Genomic DNA, 16,761 nt, shown 5'->3' with positions numbered 1-16,761 from the left:
CAAAATTAATGGGTTGCATTATTGAGCGCTTTGCCAACGACCTCTTTGAGATCAGAAGACAAATTGGGTTGCGAATAAACATATTTGAGCGCGCTGAACATCAGCTTAGAGCATTCCGGGGTGTATCGGCGCCAATTGTCTAGGCAGCGAGCTAAGCGACTGGAAACTTGTGGATTAATTCTGTCGAGTTTAAGTACTTGCTCAACCCAGAGTTTGTACCCGGCGCCATCCGGTCTATGGAACTCTGCCAGATTGTTTTGGCAGAATGCCAACACGAGCGAATAGACATTGTTGGGGTTGTGTACGTTGTAGCCGGGATAACGCTCAATCAGATTTTGGACCACGTCAACGATTGGACATTCGTCCATCGGAACAGTAGCGGTTGCTTGAAGCGTGAACCATTTATTAATCAATAACGGTTCTTTGCGCCATTCAGCTTCTGCCGCTTCCAATAAGGTAAATTTCGTTGGGGATGCGCTGTTTACGATGATTCTTAATGCATCCAGACGCTCTGTCAGGTTTTTGCTGGTTTCAAAAATTTGACGAGCCCGCAACAGCGACTTGGCATTGCCGCCTGCCAACAGTAATTCAAAGCAGAAAGCACGCATGGCCCGCTTCCCAGCCTCAGCAGCGCTCGGCGAGTAAACGGGATTGGGTGCATTGTCATCAAAGACACGCATGATAACGTGTGAGAACTGTCTTCCAAGTTGTTCTCTCAGTGAACGAATAGCGGCACGAATCGCAATCGGGTTAATCATCGGCTGGGATTCGGCAATACGGGTTTCGCTGGGTAGTGTCAGCGCAATGGCTTTAAATGCCGGCGAAACGCTCTTGTCGGTCAACATGGATTCAAAGGCGTTTCTGTAGTGCGGATTGATGACCATACGCGTGCCGCGTTCAAAGTCAGCCACCATTTCGTTGATGCAAAGAAGCGATAGTTCCTCCATCGCTTGCGCGCGATTAAAGGCATCGTTGTCACATTGACTTAAAAAGACAAGCTCTTCGGGTGTGTAGTTGTAATCAACGATGATCGGAGCAGAGAAATTTCGAGCTAAAGAGGGGATGGGTTGTTCTTTAACGCCAACAAATACCCAAGTATGCTCTTCATCGGTTAGTTCTAATACGCGAGAAGTCCCCTTGGCGGTTGTTTCTTCTTGCAACTGCAATGCGATGGGCGTGCCCTTGCTGTTGAATAAAGCAATATCAAAAGGAATAAAGAAAGGTTCCTTCTTGTCCTGTCCCGGAGAAGGCGGACAAAATTGGGTCAATGTAACGGCATAGGTTGCGCTTTGAGCATCCCAGTGTGTGCGAACGCGCACATGGGGGGTTCCGGCTTGCGAATACCAACGCTTAAATTGATTCAAATTGCGCATATTGGCTTCAGCCATTGCATTAAGAAAATCTTCGCAGGTGGCGCAGCTGCCGTCGTGCTCTCTGATATAGAGATCTAGTCCTCTCTTGAATCCGTCCTTGCCTAAAAGTGTCTGAAGCATACGGATAACTTCAGCACCTTTTTCGTATACCGTGGTGGTATAGAAATTGTTGATTTCTTCATAAGATTCCGGACGAATCGGATGGGCCATGGGGCCGGCGTCTTCCGGGAATTGTCTGTCGCGCAGATAACGAACATCTTCAATGCGTTTGACTGCTCGGGCGGTGGAATCCCCCAGCATATCAGCTGCGAATTCCTGTTCGCGGAAAACCGTTAAGCCTTCCTTTAAAGTGAGTTGGAACCAATCGCGACAAGTGACACGGTCACCCGTCCAATTGTGGAAATATTCGTGTCCGATAACACTTTCAATCCGAGCAAAATCACGGTCCGTTGCTACCTGCGGTGTTGCCAACACACAGCGAGAATTAAAAATGTTCAGTCCCTTATTTTCCATGGCGCCCATGGTGAAGTCATCGGTGGCGACAATCATGAAGCGTTCCAAATCAAGCTCCAGGCCAAACCGTTCTTCATCCCAAGCAATCGCGCGCTTTAAACTTTCTAAAGCGAATTCCGTTTTATCCAAATTGCGGGGTTCAACCCAAATCTGTAAAAGTGCCTTTTTTCCGTTTTTCAGTTGGAATTTTTCTTCGCGGCATTTCAAATTGCCGGCCACTAGTGCAAAGAGGTAGCTGGGTTTGGGAAACGGATCTTCCCAACAGGTGTAGTGCCAATTACCGTCCAATTCACCTTCTTCAATCAAATTACCGTTAGAAAGCAAAACGGGACAGACTGATTTCGGAGCGTTGATTCTGACCGTGAATTTGGCTGAAACATCCGGTCTGTCAGGGTAGTAGGTTATCCGACGGAAACCTTCTGCCTCACACTGTGTCATAAAGTTTCCGTTTGACAGGTACAACCCCATCAACGAGGAATTAGCTTGAGGATTAATGACGTTTTCGATTTCAAGCTTAATGTTTTCGGTAATACCGCGAAGAACAATGTCTCCGGTGGGCAATATCGTGTATTCGGATCTGTCCAATTCACGACCGTCAATGGCGATGCGAATTAAATCTAAATCCCGTCCATTCAGTACCAGATCATTATTGATTCGATCTTCATTGGGGCGGATCATCAACGTACTGTGGACATGTGTTTGCTGAGGGTGAAGGTCAAACTCTAGATAAACTGAATCAACCCAGTGTGTGGGGGGAATGTAATCTTTGCGGAAAACGGTAGCCGACGCCATGCTTAAAACCTCTGAAAATCAGGACGTTTCTTTAGTATTTCAACCCAAACATTGTAAGCATTTAACAGAGATTTTTCTGCTTTCCAGAGACTTATTTTTTGACAAAAAGCGAACGCTCTGTCTAACCGAATGTGCTTAAGAACATATCCTCAGGGTTATTGAACGAATTTAGAGGAAAATAAGTAGATTTAAGAAAATCATTGACTTTTTCTTTTGCTTATCTTCATAAAATAAAGAGCTCCTTTCTCTTTTTTGATGTTTGGATTGAGGAAAGCGAAATGGAGCTTCTAAACACCTGTGTTCACGATATCAATCGTTATCTCTGGGGCGTGTTTTTCCTAATTCCTTTGTTGTGCGGGACAGGCATTTTTTACACGATCCGCCTTCGTTTTGTTCAAGTTCGTTACTTCGGTTGGGCTGCGCGCTATCTGTTCGGTGGTGCTTCGCTTTTTGGGAAAAAGGCGGATCAATCGGGCATGAGTTCCTTTCAAGCGTTGGCAACCGCGGTTGCTGCACAGGTTGGTACCGGAAATGTAGCCGGGACCGCTACCGCTATTGTTTCAGGTGGACCTGGTGCACTTTTTTGGTTGTGGTTGGCAGCTTTTTTCGGGATGGCCACTATTTTTGCAGAGGCTGTTTTAGCACTAACATTCCGTACTCGTGATGCTTCAGGCCATATTGTCGGTGGCCCAGCTTATTACATCACATTAGGTATGGGGAAAAAGTATCGCTTTCTTTCTTACTTTTTTGCCGTAGCCATCATTATTGCTTTGGGCTGTATCGGCAATATGGTTCAGTCAAACTCCATATCGTTGGCAATGCAATCTGCTTTCGATATCCCACTCTGGGTTTCCGGAGTGGCAACGGCCGTGTTGGCCGGTTCTGTGTTTTTCGGAGGAATCGGTCGTCTTGCCTCTGTTACGGAAAAACTGGTTCCTTTGATGGCAGCCACGTATTTGATCGGAGGCTCTTTTGTCATTCTTAGTCATTGGGATCAAATACTGCCTGCGTTTGAATTAATTTTTACTGCGGCTTTTAATCCTCAAGCCGTTGGTGGTGGAGCGCTGGGTTTCACGGTGGCAAAAGCCATGCAGTTTGGGGTGGCTCGTGGTCTTTTTTCTAATGAAGCCGGTATGGGATCAACACCGCACGCTCATGCTATCGCCAAAGTAGAGCATCCGGCAGAGCAAGGACTAGTGGCTATCTTCGGAGTCTTTGCAACGGTTCTGATTGTTACTTTTACGGGTATTGTCATTTTGGTGACCGGTGTGCTGGATTATCAAAGCACGGGTATTGAGCTAACGCAGAGAGCCTACGATGTCGGTTTGGGCGATTATGGCAGAGCGTTTGTCGCCATCTGTTTATTCTTTTTTGCTTACTCAACCATTATCGGATGGTACTTTTTTGGCTCACAAAATGTTCGATTCCTATTTGGCCCCAAAGGCTTGTTTCCCTATCGATTGATTGTCTGTTTATTTATCGGGTTCGGAGCTGTTTTAAAGGTAGATCTGGTTTGGGCATTGGCAGACCTTTTTAACGGTTTGATGGTCATCCCTAACTTGATTGCTCTGTTGTGCTTACACAAAGTTGTCGTTCGGTGTTTGGAAGACTTCGAACAAAAATTGCAGCAACAGCCAGGTAAATAAAAAAGGCCCAAACGAATCAAATTGAAAACGTTTGGGCCTAAAAGCATTAAGTAATGCGTGCTTTAAGCTCTCTTAGCCAATTCGATCGCTTTACCGATGTAGGTGGCAGGCGTCAACTGCATCAAGCGTTCCTTGGCTTCTGCAGGAATATCCAATTGAGAAACGAATTCATGGATAGTTTCCGGTGTAATACCCTTGCCTCGGGTAAGAGCCTTTAATTGTTCGTAGGGGTGCGGTACACCGTAGCGGCGCATCACGGTTTGAATGGCCTCAGCGAGCACTTCCCAAGCATGGTCCAAGTCTTCTGCCAGGCGATGTTCATTGAGTTGCAGTTTGCCCAAACCGCGGGTCAAGGCGTTGTAGCCCACAAAGCAATAACCGAATGCAACCCCTAAATTGCGAAGAACCGTGGAATCCGTTAAGTCGCGCTGCCAACGGGAAATCGGCAATTTTTGTGCAAGGTGTGTCAAAAGGGCATTGGCAATCCCAAGGTTGCCTTCAGAGTTTTCGAAGTCAATGGGATTGACCTTGTGAGGCATCGTTGAAGAACCGACTTCACCTTCTTTGAGTTTTTGCTTATAAAAGCCCAAGGAGATGTAACCCCAGATGTCGCGATCCAAATCGAGCAAAATCGTGTTGGCACGAACGATGGCATCAAAAAGTTGAGCCATGTAGTCATGGGGTTCAATTTGGATGGTATGCGTATTAAACGTTAACCCCAAGCGTTCTTCAACAACCTTCTTGGCAAACGCTTCCCAATCTTTTTCCGGATAAGCGATAGTATGGGCGTTGTAGTTGCCGACAGCACCGTTCATTTTTGCAAGAATAGTCACCGCTTCAATGGATTCGATTGCGCGTTTTAAGCGCATGGCCACGTTGGCCCATTCTTTGCCAACAGTCGTCGGAGAGGCTGTTTGACCGTGGGTGCGAGAAAGCATGGGAACTTCTGCCCAACGGTGGGCATTTTCAGCCAACGTTTGATGAATTGAACGCAAGAAAGTCACCAATTCCTTGCGGCCCTCGGTGAGCATCAAAGCGTGCGACGTATTGTTGATGTCTTCACTGGTACAGCCAAAGTGCACGAATTCACTGGCTCGGGCCAATTCTTCATCGTGGGAAACTTGTTCCTTAATCCAGTACTCAACCGCTTTCACATCGTGGTTGGTGGTTTTTTCAATATCCTTGATTTCTTGGCAGGACTGAACGGTGAAATTTTCCACAAGTCCGCGCAGGTAGGCCTTACCGTGGTCAGACAGGTGATTGAGTTCAGGCAGGCCGGCTTCAGACAGCGCAATCAGCCATTCCACTTCAACGCGGACACGGGCTCGCATAAAAGCAGATTCAGAGAAAATATCCCTTAACGATTCAGTTTGGCGCGCATAGCGGCCATCGAGCGGGGAAAGAGCAGTCAAAGCGGAGAGTTCCATTTGTAACGTCCTGAAAAAATGTAAAAAACACAACGGCATCATTGTATCAAATGCGCGACAGGGGTTATTTTGTGACGAGAATTGTTCTTAGAGTCAGCTTTTTTGCGCCTAAAGATTACAAAATGATTAATGTACATAACAAAATCACACAGTTACCAAAGGATTGTTGCGAGTGACTCACGTACACTGCAATTGCAAGCAAAGCTAAAGTCTTACATCCCCCGGCAAAGCGAAGATTAGGCGGGGGATCTTTTTCAGATAGGGGAGAACAATATGACAAGAAAACCACTCATCATCGCTGCCGTTTTATCAGTCGGTTTAATCCCATTGAGTAGTTTTGCCTGGCACGGTGCTCCGTGTTGGGATGGACAACCCGGTCCGGGATGGCATCATCGTTATGACGGTCCCCATTGCGCTTATTGGGCGGACGCCCCTCGAAGAGGTCCGCATCACAGAGCTCCGGCGCGTTTACTCGAGCAACGGGGTGTTCATACTTTTGGTATGGATCGTGAGGAAGCCCTCGATTTTATTAATGAAGTGGGAGCCGTGTTGGGAGTGTCTGCGACTCAGCAAAAAGCCTGGCAGCAGATGCAAAAAGCTTACGGGGATTTAGCGCAGGTTCGTCTTAGTCATCGTGCCGCTATTGAACCCGGTATGACCCGGCAGGCCCGGCTCGAAGCTCGAAGCGCCTTCATGAATGAACATGCGAAAGCTTTCGATGCGTATGTGAAAGCCAGAGCAGAATTGCAAAAAGTGGTGGGTGAGGAAAAGATGGTCGAATTTGACCACATTGTTAACACCGGTAGTCTCTTGGAGCCGCCCGCTCCACCCAAGACTCCTCGCCCTGCTAAGGCGCCACGTCCATGATCGTTTAACCCGCCCGGGATTTTCCCGGGTATTTTTTTGTTTGTTAAGACAAAAAAATAGTTTCAAAGAAATCAAATTGTTGTATTCAGATAGCGTCAGACTTTTGCGTCAGACTTTGAAGTAGTCACTTTTTTTTGGTATTTTTTGTCCTTCTGAGCAAAATTACTCATTTGCGACCGTATAGCCTGATTCAATCGGTCGTATACTCAGGGTAAGGCACTCATTTGATTGAGAATTTCGTTTTTGTTTTTATTTTTGTTGATATACAGATTGGGCTAGTGATATGTTTGATCAATTTACGACAGATCCCTACAGTTTTGATGAAGTTACCTCTTCGCCGATTACTCCGGTTACGCCTTCTCAAGACGTTTTGCGTTTAGGTCGTTTGTTGCCTCGTTCTATTTATCTGGGTTGCGCCAGTTGGAATTTTCCGGGTTGGAAAGGGATTGTTTGGGGCGAAACAAGTGGAGTGGAAGATTTAACCAAACGAGGTTTAACCGCCTACTGTAAGCATCCGGTGTTAAGAGCGGTTGGTATTGATTGGTCGTTTTTCGGAACACTCAATGAAATGTCTTATGCAGCAATGGCCAATCAAGTAGATGAGAATTTCCGTTTCTTGATCAAAGCCCCTCAAAGCGTAACCGATGCCGTCAAGCGTGATCCTAAGGGACGGTTCCGTTCTCTCAATCAAGACTTCCTTGATTTGCACGCGGCTATGCACGAATTTGTGTACCCTGTCATTAACGGATTGGGAGAAAATGCAGGCCCCTTGGTTTTCCAACTATCTCCCATTCCCAGACCTTTGTTGCCCACCCAGGCAGAGTGCTACAGCTACATTGATCGAATCGCCCAGTTCTTCGCAGATCTACCGAAAGAAGTTGAGGGGGAACAACCCGTTTATGCCGTTGAAGTCCGTACACTGTCTATTTATACAAAACGCCTTTTAAACGCCTTGCGTCCAAGCGGAGTGCGTCTGGTTGTGGGTGTGCATCCTTCAATGCCGGATGTCATTCGTCAAACAGCGGCTCTGCGTTACTACGAAGATCCGGAAGCTCAAGGTGAAGATTGGAAAATGAAGGGACCGCTTGTTGTTCGTTGGTCTTTGAATCCGATTCAGCGTCACGGTGTGGCAAAAATGACATACGCTCCCTTCAATAAGATTGTGCATCCTGATCCTGCCACGCGTTCTGGAATTGTTCATTTGTTGGATATCGCACAGAAGTCCAATCAAAAGAGTTTTGTGATTACCAACAACAAGGCTGAAGGTTGCGCGCCGTTGACGATGATCGAAATTGCTCGAGATGTGGTCAATAAGCTTTCAAGTGAAAAAGACGCTCAATTAGATCCCAGAACCTTGTGAAGATCATCGATATCACTCCATTATTGACGACAGCATCGCCCGTTTATCCGGGCGATGCGCCTTTGTCGCTTGATTTTCTTCAATCCGAAAAACTTTGTGTCGGCACCTTTACGATGAGTGCTCATCTGGGGGCTCATGTGGATGCTCCCAAGCATTTGAATCGAGCCGGTGATGTTTCAACAATTGCTCCTGAAAGGCTGATTGGGCCGTGCCAAGTTATTGAAATTAAAACTTCAGGTGAAATTACGGCCGATCAACTTGTTGGTGTTCACAGCTGCCGAGTTTTGATAAAAACAGGATTTAAAATACCTGCGCAGTGGTCGGATTCGTTTGCTTATTTAAGCGCAGAGGCCATTTGCCGTTTGTTGGATCAAGGGGTGACGGTTATTGGCATTGATACACCCAGCATTGATTGCGCCGGCGATGAGAAACTTGCATCCCATGTTTTAGCTATTGACGGCGGAGCCATCATCTTGGAGAATCTGGAGCTGTCGGCAGTTCGAGCCGGAGATTATGAATTGATTGCTTTGCCTTTGAAAATTAAAGGATTGGAAGCTAGCCCCGTTCGAGCTGTGTTGATTGAAAAAGAGGAGAGTTGAAATGGGGAAAGTTTTTAAGAAAAGCTGCATGATCCGCTTTGCCCATTGTGATCCGGCAGGAATTGTTTTTCATCCGAACTTTTTTGTATTGTTTAACGGCTTGACGGAAGATTGGTTTCGCGAAGGGATGCAATTGCCCTGGGAAGATATGTCAACAAAAAATGTTCTGATTCCGGTCGTTTCGGTGCAATCGGACTTTTTTAAACCGTTTCATATCGGTGATGTTGGTGAACTTCGTTTATGGGTTAGTCACATTGGCAACAGTTCTTTTACTGTAGAAATCGAGTTTTATAAAGGTGATGCTCTGCATGTGAAGTGTCGTGAAGTGATGGTTTGTATCGATTCCGAAAATCGAAAGTCCACGCCAATTCCATCTACCCTTCGCGAGAAGATGCAGGAATTTCTAATCGAACCTTAATTGATTCCTAATTCTTCAAAAGGCGTGGCTTGCCCCCAAAGTCGGCAAGCCACGCTTTTTCTTTGCTCATTGAGCTTACTGACATAAAAGCGTTCATGTCCCGTTCCCTGAGTATTTAGACGGCCGATTTTTCTCAAGCACTCTTTTAAATGTAGTGAGACGGCTAAGCTCGGTTCATAAATTTGAACGCCGGGGCCAACAATTTTTCGAATGCTTGTCAATAAAAACGGGTAATGAGTACAGCCTAAAACCAAGGAGTCAATATGTTCATGAATCATTGGCTCGAGGTAGCGTTGTAAGAGACCCATGGTTTTTTCAGAGTCAAATTCTCCGGCCTCCACACAATCCATCAGACCGGGACAGCCGCAGGAAAATATGCTCGCGTTTTGACCAAAACGTTCTACGAGATTTTTATAGCGAGCCGACCGAGCCGTTCTTGTTGTGGAAATCATCCCGATGCGTTTGTTCTGAGAAGATAGGACTGCTGGCTTAATGGCTGGTTCCACTCCGATAATCACAGCTTCAGGGCGTTCTTTTCTGAGCGTGTCAATGGCTTCTGCCGTGGCGGTATTACAGGCGATAACCAACGCCTTGACATGCTTTTGGTTAAATAAAAAATCAGCAATTTTTTGGGCCCGCTCTACGATGAAGTCGTGGGAGCGATCACCATAGGGAGCGAAGCCACAGTCGGCTACATAGATAAAATTTTCATGCGGCAATGTCTGTCGGGCTGTCTTTAAAATGGACAGACCTCCCCAGCCGGAATCAAAAAAACCGACTGCATACTCTTCTGTCATAGGGTTGTTCCCTCCGTCTTTTTCCGTTTATTGGGACGCCAGGCACTGACTAACACGGCAAGAACGATGAGTATAGCTCCGGTAATTTCGGTGACACCGAAATATTCCCCGGCTAACCAACCGATAATGCCTGCGAAAACCGGTTCTAGGGCATAAATTAAGGTTGCGCGAAGTGCTGAGACGTATTTTAGAGCCCAACCAATTCCGAATTGGACAAAACTGACGATAGCTGCCAACGCCGTTATGCAGATAAATAAGCCGGAACACCATTGGGTAGGTCGGATCGGTTCGTGCCACAACAGTGTTGCTGAGGCAAGGGCGGCAACCGTGATGAGCTGTGTAAAGCTGAGTTGAAGCGGACGGCATCCCTTGACAAAGTAGCTGATTGAGAGAATCTCAGCCGCACAGATCAGAGCGCTTAAAACCGTTACCCATTCACCGATTTGGCCGGAAAAACTGACTGAAAATGGGTTGGCAAATAGGGTCATGCCGGCAAAGGCTAAAACAATAGTCACTATCGTGATAGGTTGTGGGACATTTTTAAAAACAATCCACTGCAACAGGGGAACAAAAGCGACGTAAAGCCCAGTTAAAAACGCAGATGTACTGCTCGGAATGGAATCTAATCCGATGGTTTGTAAGGTATAGACTCCGAAAATACAGCATCCGATGAAAAATCCGCCTCTCCACTCATATCTTGTGATGGCTGAAAGTTTTCCCTTGAGTAAACAAAAAACGATGAGAGAGGCGATGATAAAGCGTAGAGCAACAATAACAATGGGATCAGCCCATTGAAGGGCAATTTGCAGCGTCAAAAAAGTCGAGCCCCACAAAAGGGTGACAAATACCAATAAAAATTGGGCCAGGAGAGCTCGATTTTTCATGAAAATTAAAAGTGTTCTGTTGGTTTGATGTAGCGCCATTGACCGAGAGGTAATTGGCCTAGAACAATATTGCCTACTCGGACACGTTTAAGTCGAAGAACTTTGAGTCCGACGGCTTCACACATTCTGCGGATCTGTCGCTTTTTCCCTTCTTTAAGGATAAAGCGCAGTTCATCTTCGTTAAGCCAAGTGACTTTGGCTCTTTGCAAGGGTTTCCCATCCAAAGATAAACCGTAATTTAAAAGTTGAAGCTGTTCAGTGGTCAGTTTCGGCTCGCAGCCGTCGAATCGTGTCACACGAACAATGTATTCTTTTTCAATCTCACTGTTCTCACCGATGATGCTTTTGGCAACACGACCGTCTTGAGTGAGGACAAGAAGGCCAACGGAATCAATGTCAAGGCGGCCGGCCGGCACTAAATGCGCCAATTGTGAAGGATGAAACCGTAAAGGGGAGTCATCTTTTTCCCAGCGGTTTTGAGCCGTAACCAGTACCTTGGCCGGCTCATAACCGTCCTCGGCTTGCCCGCTTACATAACCAATCGGTTTATTCAGAACAACGGTCACCAGCTTATCTTGCTGGGCTTTGGCTTTCGATGAAATTTGAATCCGATCGCTTGATCGAACTTTCATGCCTAAGACGGCTATTTCACCGTTAACCTTAACCCAACCTTTTTCAATCCAGGCATCGGCCTCGCGTCGCGAGGCGATGCCTAATTCGCTGATGCGCTTTGACAGTCTCACCAATTCTTCTGGCATAAGATTCCCAACTATGCAGAGGCTCGGGCGAGTCGGTCCTGTACAGCGTTCCATGCATCGCCAGTGGGCGGTGTCTCGATCAATATCAGATCGGCACCGGCTTGATCCAATTCATGAAGTCTCACGTAAAGGTCATGCATATATTCTGTTGCGCTTTCTGGGGCGACAAACCACTTAATGACATGGGCCGGCGTTTGCTCCGACAACGTTTTTGAAGCCATAATGGCGATTTTCTTATCTTGATATCGTTTTAAATCGCCGGTGATATCCGATGAAAGAATCACTTTGGTTTTAGGAGCATAGTGGCTCTTTAGGGAGCCTGAGACTCGAGGAGAGTCTTGGCCGCCGTCAGGAACAGCGCAGCCCAGGGCTTCTTCAAGCATATTGCGTGTGATGGCACCGTGCCGCAAAATCTCAGGATGCTCACCGCTTAAGTTGATAATTGTCGATTCAACCCCGACATCGCACTCGCCGCCATCGAGAATAAAGTCAACCTTTCCTTTGGGTTTTTCGCCCAAATCATCACGAACGTGCTGCGCCGTGGTGGGAGAAATTCTTCCGAAAGTGTTGGCCGACGGTGCAGCTAGACCGCGATGATGCTTACCTGCAAACGCTTTAATCAGCGCCATAGCCCAAGGGTGAGATGGACAACGCAGGCCAACGGAATCCTGACCTCCGGTAATCCAATCGCCAACGGCATCCGATTTTTTCAAAATCATGGTCAGCGGTCCGGGCCAAAAGCGCCTAGCCAATACGTATGCGCTTTGAGGAATCTCTTTAGCCCAATGATCCAAAGCTTCCTCACCGGTAATGTGAACGATCAACGGATGTGTTGTCGGTCTGTTTTTAGCTTCAAAAATTTTTTTGACAGCTTTTTCGTCTTCAGCATTGGCGGCTAAGCCATAAACGGTTTCAGTCGGCATGGCGACCAAACCGGAACACTCCAAGACATCTACTGCCGCTCGGATAGCTCTTTCATCAACTGCTTGCATATTATTGCGGCTCCGGTAAACCAAGTACCTTGGCAACGTCTTGAGCACGTTGCAAGGCTTCTTGAATTGTCTTACCCAAACAGGTCACGTGTCCCATTTTACGGGCTTTTCTGGCTTGAGCTTTCCCATAAAGGTGAAGTTTGACTCCGGGGATGGCCAGTACAGAGGACCAGTCCGGTTCTCTGTGATTTTCCCCATCAAACCAAATGTCACCCAACAGGTTGAGCATGACAGCGGCCGAATGCTGAGTGGTATCGGCTAATGGTTGACCGGTCATGCAGCGAAGTTGTTGCTCGAATTGGTTGCTCCAACAGGCATCAATGGTTGCGTGACCTGAATTGTGTGGACGAGGGGCCATTTCATTGGCCACTAAAGTTCCATCCTCAAGAACGAAAAACTCCACGCAAAGTACACCGACGTAGTTCAGAGCATCCACAATTTGTGTGGCGTATTGACGGGCTTGATCGGAAATCGTTTCGCTGATGCGCGCGGGCATAACAGTAACAGCCAAGATACCGTTACGATGACGATTCTCGCAGACGGGGAACGTCGCTGTTTGACCGTTGTAGGATCGGGCCACAATGACTGAAACTTCTTTAAATAGCTTAAGACGCTTTTCAAGAATACAGTCAACTTTGTTCAACGTAGTGAACGCTTCTCGCAACTGTTCTCGATCATCAACGAGAACCTGTCCTTTCCCATCGTAGCCTAATCGAGCGGTTTTAAGGATGGCAGGAAAGAGCGATTCGTCAGCGGCTTCAATGTCTTGCTCAGAGCTGATTTGACAATGAGGGGCAACAGGGACGTGAGCACTTGTTTCGATGAAATGTTTTTCAGCATTTCTATCTTGGGCCACTGCAACGGCATTGCCCGGCGGAGCAACAAAGGTTTCTTTTGCCAAGCGGTTAAGAGCTTGAGCGGGAACGTTTTCAAATTCAGTACTCACCGCGCTGCTTTCACGGGCAAGGCGATCCAGACCGCTTTCACTTAAATAAGGTTCCGCAATGTGTTTTAAAGATACCTCTGCTGCCGGCGGCATTTCACCCGGTTCAAGCACCGTTACGTGATAACCCATATAAGCGGCTTCAATGGCAAACATACGACCCAATTGACCGCCGCCCATCATCCCCAACATCTCTCCGGGGTTAAGTGGCAATTTTTTGTTCATAACTCGATTCGCATTCTTTAGAGAGGTAAAACCATATTTCGTGCTTTTTCATTTTGTGCACGTCGGAAAGCCGAGATTTTATCTTTCATTTCCTCGCATCCGGCAGCGGCTAACATTTCAATTGCAAAAAGGGCGGCATTGCCGGCACCGGCTTCACCGATGGCAAATGTAGCCACAGGTACACCTTTGGGCATTTGAACAATGGAAAGCAATGAATCCTCGCCTCTTAGATAACGCGAAGGAATTGGAACACCCAAGACCGGGACAACGGTTTTAGCGGCTAGCATGCCGGGCAGATGAGCGGCACCGCCGGCACCGGCGATAATCACTTTTAATCCGCGCTCTTGAGCGGTCTCGGCATAGCGAAACATTTCATCGGGCATACGGTGAGCTGAAACCACTTGTGCTTCGAAAGGAACACCAAATTCTTTGAGAATGTCGCAGGCATTTTTCATGATGTCCCAGTCAGAATTTGACCCCATGACAACACCGACAAGAGGAGAATTTTGCATAATTTTTTAACCTTAAAAACAAGAAGGGCGCGGAGCGATAAAGCCATTCCGCGCCATAGGGTTTAACTCAATATCACATTAAGCCACATCACGGCCAGCCAAGCGGCGCAACGCTTCGCGGTACTTCTGGGACGTTTTTTCCAGAATTTCTTGAGGAGCGCGAGGGGCGGGGGCTGTTTTGTTCCAAGGCTGAGTTTCGAGCCAATCACGGACAAACTGTTTATCAAATGAAGGCGGAGAAATGCCTTCGTTATACTGATCAGCAGGCCAGAAGCGTGATGAGTCAGGCGTCAACACTTCGTCCATCAGGCGAACAACCCCGTCTTTGTCCAGACCAAATTCAAATTTGGTGTCAGCGATGATAATGCCCTTTGTCAGTGCATATTCTGCGGCACGTGTGTAAAGCTCGATAGAGTAGTCGCGGATTTGTCGAGCGACATCTTCACCGACTAATTGCACTGCCTGTTCAAAAGAAATATTTTCATCGTGGGTGCCAACTTCCATCTTGGCAGCCGGTGTGAAAATCGGTTGCGGCAGTTTTTGGGCTTGTTTGAGACCGGCGGGCAATTCAACTCCGCAGACTTTGCCCGTTGCCTGGTAATCTTTCCAGCCGCCGCCGGCGATATAACCGCGAACCACGCATTCAATCGGAATCGGTTTCAGTTTCATGGCGACCACTGAGCGTCCCTTCACTTGATCGACTTCATCTTCGGCAACGACCGTCGTGGGATCAATACCCGTGAGATGATTCGGAACGATGCCTTTGAGTTTCTCAAACCAAAAATCCGTCAGTGCCTGCAACACCATGCCTTTGTAGGGAATGGGATCGTCGAGAATGACGTCAAACGCAGAGATACGGTCCGTGGCAATAATCAAGAGCTTGTCATCATCGAGCTCATAGCTGTCGCGAACTTTGCCGCGATAGATGCGCTTTAAGGAGTGCAAAGAAGTATCAAGAATGGGCATGATCGTTTGATTCCGTTGTGAAAATTGGGTTGGCCCATTGCCAACGTTTTAACGGATACATTCTAGCGGTTTTTGTACGCAGTGCGAGAATTTTCTATCTCCAATTGTCTTGCTGAAAAACAATTGTTGACAGATGGGCTATCGGTTAAAAATACAATCAGCCAAAATGCTTATCCATACTAAGGCAGCCATGGCACAAGCCATAAGAACAGCGCAGCTTCCCATGTCTTTAGCGCGTTTGGATAGAGGGTGAATCTCAGCTCCTATGCGGTCGATTGCAGCTTCAATAGCAGAATTAAGAATTTCAACAATGAGCAGGAATAGTAAGACGGCAATCAGCGCAACGGTTTGCATAAGGCTGACAGGCAGCAAAATAGCAATGACGGCGCCCACCACTAATAGCCAGAATTCTTGGCGAAAAGCTTCTTCAGAACGATAAGCGGCCGCGAATCCATCTTTGGAATAAAGGAACGCGTTAGCCAATCTTTTTAGTCCAGTTTTACCTTTGAGGTCTTTAGCGTCAGGCATTTTCTAAGAAAGCTAAGAGGGGAGCTCGCTCCCCTCTGTGTTACAAAACCGTTGGGTTAGATGACGTTTTGCTTTAATTCACCGTTGGAATAGCGCTTGGCCATCGTAAAGAGATCAATCGGTTTGATTCTGGCACCTTGGCCTTCGCAGCCGAAGTCCAAATAACGTTGTTTGCACAACTCATAAGCTGCCTTACGGGCGGCCTTTAAGTATTCACGCGGATCGAACTTCGTCGGATTTTCAACCAAGAAGCGACGAACAGCCGCCGTCATGGCCAAACGAATGTCGGTGTCGATGTTAACCTTGCGGACACCATGTTTGATGGCTTCTTGAATTTCTTCAACCGGCACGCCGTACGTTTCTCGCATTTGTCCGCCAAATTCGCGGATTTCAGCTAAATATTCTTGTGGGACGGAAGAAGAACCGTGCATGACCAAATGGGTGTTCGGTAAACGACGGTGGATTTCTTTGACGCGTTCAATAGACAGAATATCACCGGTCGGTTTGCGACTGAATTTGTAGGCACCATGGCTGGTACCGATGGCAATTGCCAGTGCGTCAAGCTGAGTCTTTTCAACAAAGTCGGCCGCTTGATCCGGATCGGTCAAAAGCTGCTCACGGGTCATCTTAGCATCGGTTCCGTGACCGTCTTCTTTGTCTCCCTTCATGGTTTCAAGGGAACCAAGGCATCCCAATTCACCTTCGACGCTGACACCGATGCAGTGAGCCATATCGACCACTTGGCGAGTAACGTTGACATTGTAGTCATAGCTGGCAATAGTCTTACCGTCAGCTTGAAGAGAACCGTCCATCATGACTGAAGAGAACCCCATACGGATGGCGCCTTGGCAAACGGCCGGGTTTTGACCGTGATCTTGGTGCATACAGACAGGGACATCAGGGTAGGTTTCAACAGCAGCCTGAATCAAGTTTTTCAAGAAAAGCTCACCGGTATAGCGGCGTGCACCAGCAGAAGCTTGCATGATAACCGGGGCTCCTACTTCGCTGGCTGCAGACATAATGGCCTGAACTTGTTCCATATTATTCACGTTGAATGCCGGAACGCCATAACCATTTTCTGCGGCATGATCCAGTAATTGACGTAAAGAGACGATAGCCATGATTGCGATGTCCTTGAATAAAAAACAATACGATTTAACT

Annotated in this window: 16 protein-coding genes; 5 read left to right on the top strand and 11 right to left on the bottom strand. The window is 47.2% G+C overall.

Annotation, left to right across the window (positions count from 1 at the left end; genetic code table 11):
* Positions 1-5: 5 nt before the first annotated feature.
* Complete coding sequence (gene pepN, locus M3080_RS00200) at positions 6-2,678, bottom strand: aminopeptidase N (RefSeq protein ID WP_022473605.1); 2,673 nt, start codon at positions 2,676-2,678, stop codon at positions 6-8.
* 278 nt (positions 2,679-2,956) lie between these two features.
* On the opposite strand from pepN, the gene M3080_RS00195 reads away from it, so the two are divergent.
* Positions 2,957-4,324 carry an alanine/glycine:cation symporter family protein gene (locus M3080_RS00195; protein ID WP_249091388.1) on the top strand — a complete coding sequence of 456 codons (1,368 nt, stop codon included), beginning with the start codon at positions 2,957-2,959 and terminating at the stop codon, positions 4,322-4,324.
* Between the two features lie 62 nt (positions 4,325-4,386).
* Here the strand turns inward: M3080_RS00195 and purB are convergent, their stop codons facing one another.
* Positions 4,387-5,751, bottom strand: coding sequence for an adenylosuccinate lyase (purB, locus tag M3080_RS00190; protein WP_249091386.1), 1,365 nt, complete (start codon positions 5,749-5,751; stop codon positions 4,387-4,389).
* 273 nt (positions 5,752-6,024) lie between these two features.
* On the opposite strand from purB, the gene M3080_RS00185 reads away from it, so the two are divergent.
* The 4 genes from M3080_RS00185 (at position 6,025) to M3080_RS00170 (ending at position 8,995) form a co-directional block, all read left to right on the top strand.
* Complete coding sequence (locus M3080_RS00185) at positions 6,025-6,618, top strand: hypothetical protein (RefSeq protein ID WP_249091384.1); 594 nt, start codon at positions 6,025-6,027, stop codon at positions 6,616-6,618.
* Between the two features lie 283 nt (positions 6,619-6,901).
* Positions 6,902-7,978 carry a DUF72 domain-containing protein gene (locus M3080_RS00180; protein WP_249091382.1) on the top strand — a complete coding sequence of 359 codons (1,077 nt, stop codon included), beginning with the start codon at positions 6,902-6,904 and terminating at the stop codon, positions 7,976-7,978.
* The gene (locus M3080_RS00175) at positions 7,975-8,577 is read left to right on the top strand and encodes a cyclase family protein (protein ID WP_249091380.1); all 603 of its coding nucleotides are present in this window, start codon (positions 7,975-7,977) and stop codon (positions 8,575-8,577) included. Before M3080_RS00180 ends, M3080_RS00175 begins: the two co-directional genes overlap by 4 nt.
* A 1-nt stretch (position 8,578) precedes the next feature.
* Positions 8,579-8,995 (top strand): acyl-CoA thioesterase, encoded by a 417-nt coding sequence (locus tag M3080_RS00170; protein WP_249091379.1) that lies wholly within the window; start codon positions 8,579-8,581, stop codon positions 8,993-8,995.
* On the opposite strand, the gene murI is transcribed toward M3080_RS00170, so the two are convergent.
* The 9 genes from murI to fba form a co-directional block, all read right to left on the bottom strand.
* Complete coding sequence (murI, locus tag M3080_RS00165) at positions 8,992-9,792, bottom strand: glutamate racemase (RefSeq protein WP_249091378.1); 801 nt, start codon at positions 9,790-9,792, stop codon at positions 8,992-8,994. The genes M3080_RS00170 and murI overlap by 4 nt on opposite strands.
* Positions 9,789-10,676, bottom strand: a complete 888-nt coding sequence (locus tag M3080_RS00160) for a DMT family transporter (protein ID WP_249091377.1) — start codon at positions 10,674-10,676, stop codon at positions 9,789-9,791. Before M3080_RS00160 ends, murI begins: the two co-directional genes overlap by 4 nt.
* A 5-nt stretch (positions 10,677-10,681) precedes the next feature.
* Complete coding sequence (locus tag M3080_RS00155) at positions 10,682-11,434, bottom strand: pseudouridine synthase (protein WP_249091376.1); 753 nt, start codon at positions 11,432-11,434, stop codon at positions 10,682-10,684.
* 11 nt (positions 11,435-11,445) lie between these two features.
* Positions 11,446-12,426: an L-threonylcarbamoyladenylate synthase gene (locus M3080_RS00150; protein ID WP_249091375.1), complete on the bottom strand. Its 981-nt coding sequence runs from the start codon at positions 12,424-12,426 to the stop codon at positions 11,446-11,448.
* A 1-nt stretch (position 12,427) separates the two neighbouring features.
* Positions 12,428-13,594 carry a 5-(carboxyamino)imidazole ribonucleotide synthase gene (locus M3080_RS00145; RefSeq protein WP_249091374.1) on the bottom strand — a complete coding sequence of 389 codons (1,167 nt, stop codon included), beginning with the start codon at positions 13,592-13,594 and terminating at the stop codon, positions 12,428-12,430.
* A 17-nt stretch (positions 13,595-13,611) separates the two neighbouring features.
* On the bottom strand, positions 13,612-14,106 hold the full coding sequence (gene purE, locus M3080_RS00140) for a 5-(carboxyamino)imidazole ribonucleotide mutase (RefSeq protein WP_249091373.1): 495 nt from the start codon (positions 14,104-14,106) through the stop codon (positions 13,612-13,614).
* Positions 14,107-14,184: 78 nt separating this feature from the next.
* The gene (locus tag M3080_RS00135) at positions 14,185-15,072 is read right to left on the bottom strand and encodes a phosphoribosylaminoimidazolesuccinocarboxamide synthase (RefSeq protein WP_022473592.1); all 888 of its coding nucleotides are present in this window, start codon (positions 15,070-15,072) and stop codon (positions 14,185-14,187) included.
* Positions 15,073-15,210: 138 nt separating this feature from the next.
* On the bottom strand, positions 15,211-15,600 hold the full coding sequence (locus M3080_RS00130) for a diacylglycerol kinase (protein ID WP_249091371.1): 390 nt from the start codon (positions 15,598-15,600) through the stop codon (positions 15,211-15,213).
* 56 nt (positions 15,601-15,656) lie between these two features.
* Positions 15,657-16,721 carry a class II fructose-bisphosphate aldolase gene (fba, locus tag M3080_RS00125; protein WP_022473590.1) on the bottom strand — a complete coding sequence of 355 codons (1,065 nt, stop codon included), beginning with the start codon at positions 16,719-16,721 and terminating at the stop codon, positions 15,657-15,659.
* Positions 16,722-16,761 lie beyond the last annotated feature (40 nt).

The sequence above is a fragment of the Parasutterella secunda genome, from assembly GCF_023336895.1.
In the GTDB taxonomy this organism is placed as follows: domain Bacteria; phylum Pseudomonadota; class Gammaproteobacteria; order Burkholderiales; family Burkholderiaceae_F; genus Aphodousia; species Aphodousia faecalis.
The sequence above is the reverse complement of the archived record's forward strand: the minus strand, read 5'-3'. Positions and strand labels throughout refer to the sequence as shown.

Coding starts and splice junctions, on each gene's coding strand:
- pepN (WP_022473605.1), bottom strand. CDS start 2,678: ATGGCGTCGGCTACCGTTTTCCGCAAAGATTACATTCCCCCCACACAC.
- M3080_RS00195 (WP_249091388.1), top strand. CDS start 2,957: ATGGAGCTTCTAAACACCTGTGTTCACGATATCAATCGTTATCTCTGG.
- purB (WP_249091386.1), bottom strand. CDS start 5,751: ATGGAACTCTCCGCTTTGACTGCTCTTTCCCCGCTCGATGGCCGCTAT.
- M3080_RS00185 (WP_249091384.1), top strand. CDS start 6,025: ATGACAAGAAAACCACTCATCATCGCTGCCGTTTTATCAGTCGGTTTA.
- M3080_RS00180 (WP_249091382.1), top strand. CDS start 6,902: ATGTTTGATCAATTTACGACAGATCCCTACAGTTTTGATGAAGTTACC.
- M3080_RS00170 (WP_249091379.1), top strand. CDS start 8,579: ATGGGGAAAGTTTTTAAGAAAAGCTGCATGATCCGCTTTGCCCATTGT.
- murI (WP_249091378.1), bottom strand. CDS start 9,792: ATGACAGAAGAGTATGCAGTCGGTTTTTTTGATTCCGGCTGGGGAGGT.
- M3080_RS00160 (WP_249091377.1), bottom strand. CDS start 10,676: ATGAAAAATCGAGCTCTCCTGGCCCAATTTTTATTGGTATTTGTCACC.
- M3080_RS00155 (WP_249091376.1), bottom strand. CDS start 11,434: ATGCCAGAAGAATTGGTGAGACTGTCAAAGCGCATCAGCGAATTAGGC.
- M3080_RS00150 (WP_249091375.1), bottom strand. CDS start 12,426: ATGCAAGCAGTTGATGAAAGAGCTATCCGAGCGGCAGTAGATGTCTTG.
- M3080_RS00145 (WP_249091374.1), bottom strand. CDS start 13,594: ATGAACAAAAAATTGCCACTTAACCCCGGAGAGATGTTGGGGATGATG.
- purE (WP_249091373.1), bottom strand. CDS start 14,106: ATGCAAAATTCTCCTCTTGTCGGTGTTGTCATGGGGTCAAATTCTGAC.
- M3080_RS00135 (WP_022473592.1), bottom strand. CDS start 15,072: ATGCCCATTCTTGATACTTCTTTGCACTCCTTAAAGCGCATCTATCGC.
- M3080_RS00130 (WP_249091371.1), bottom strand. CDS start 15,600: ATGCCTGACGCTAAAGACCTCAAAGGTAAAACTGGACTAAAAAGATTG.
- fba (WP_022473590.1), bottom strand. CDS start 16,721: ATGGCTATCGTCTCTTTACGTCAATTACTGGATCATGCCGCAGAAAAT.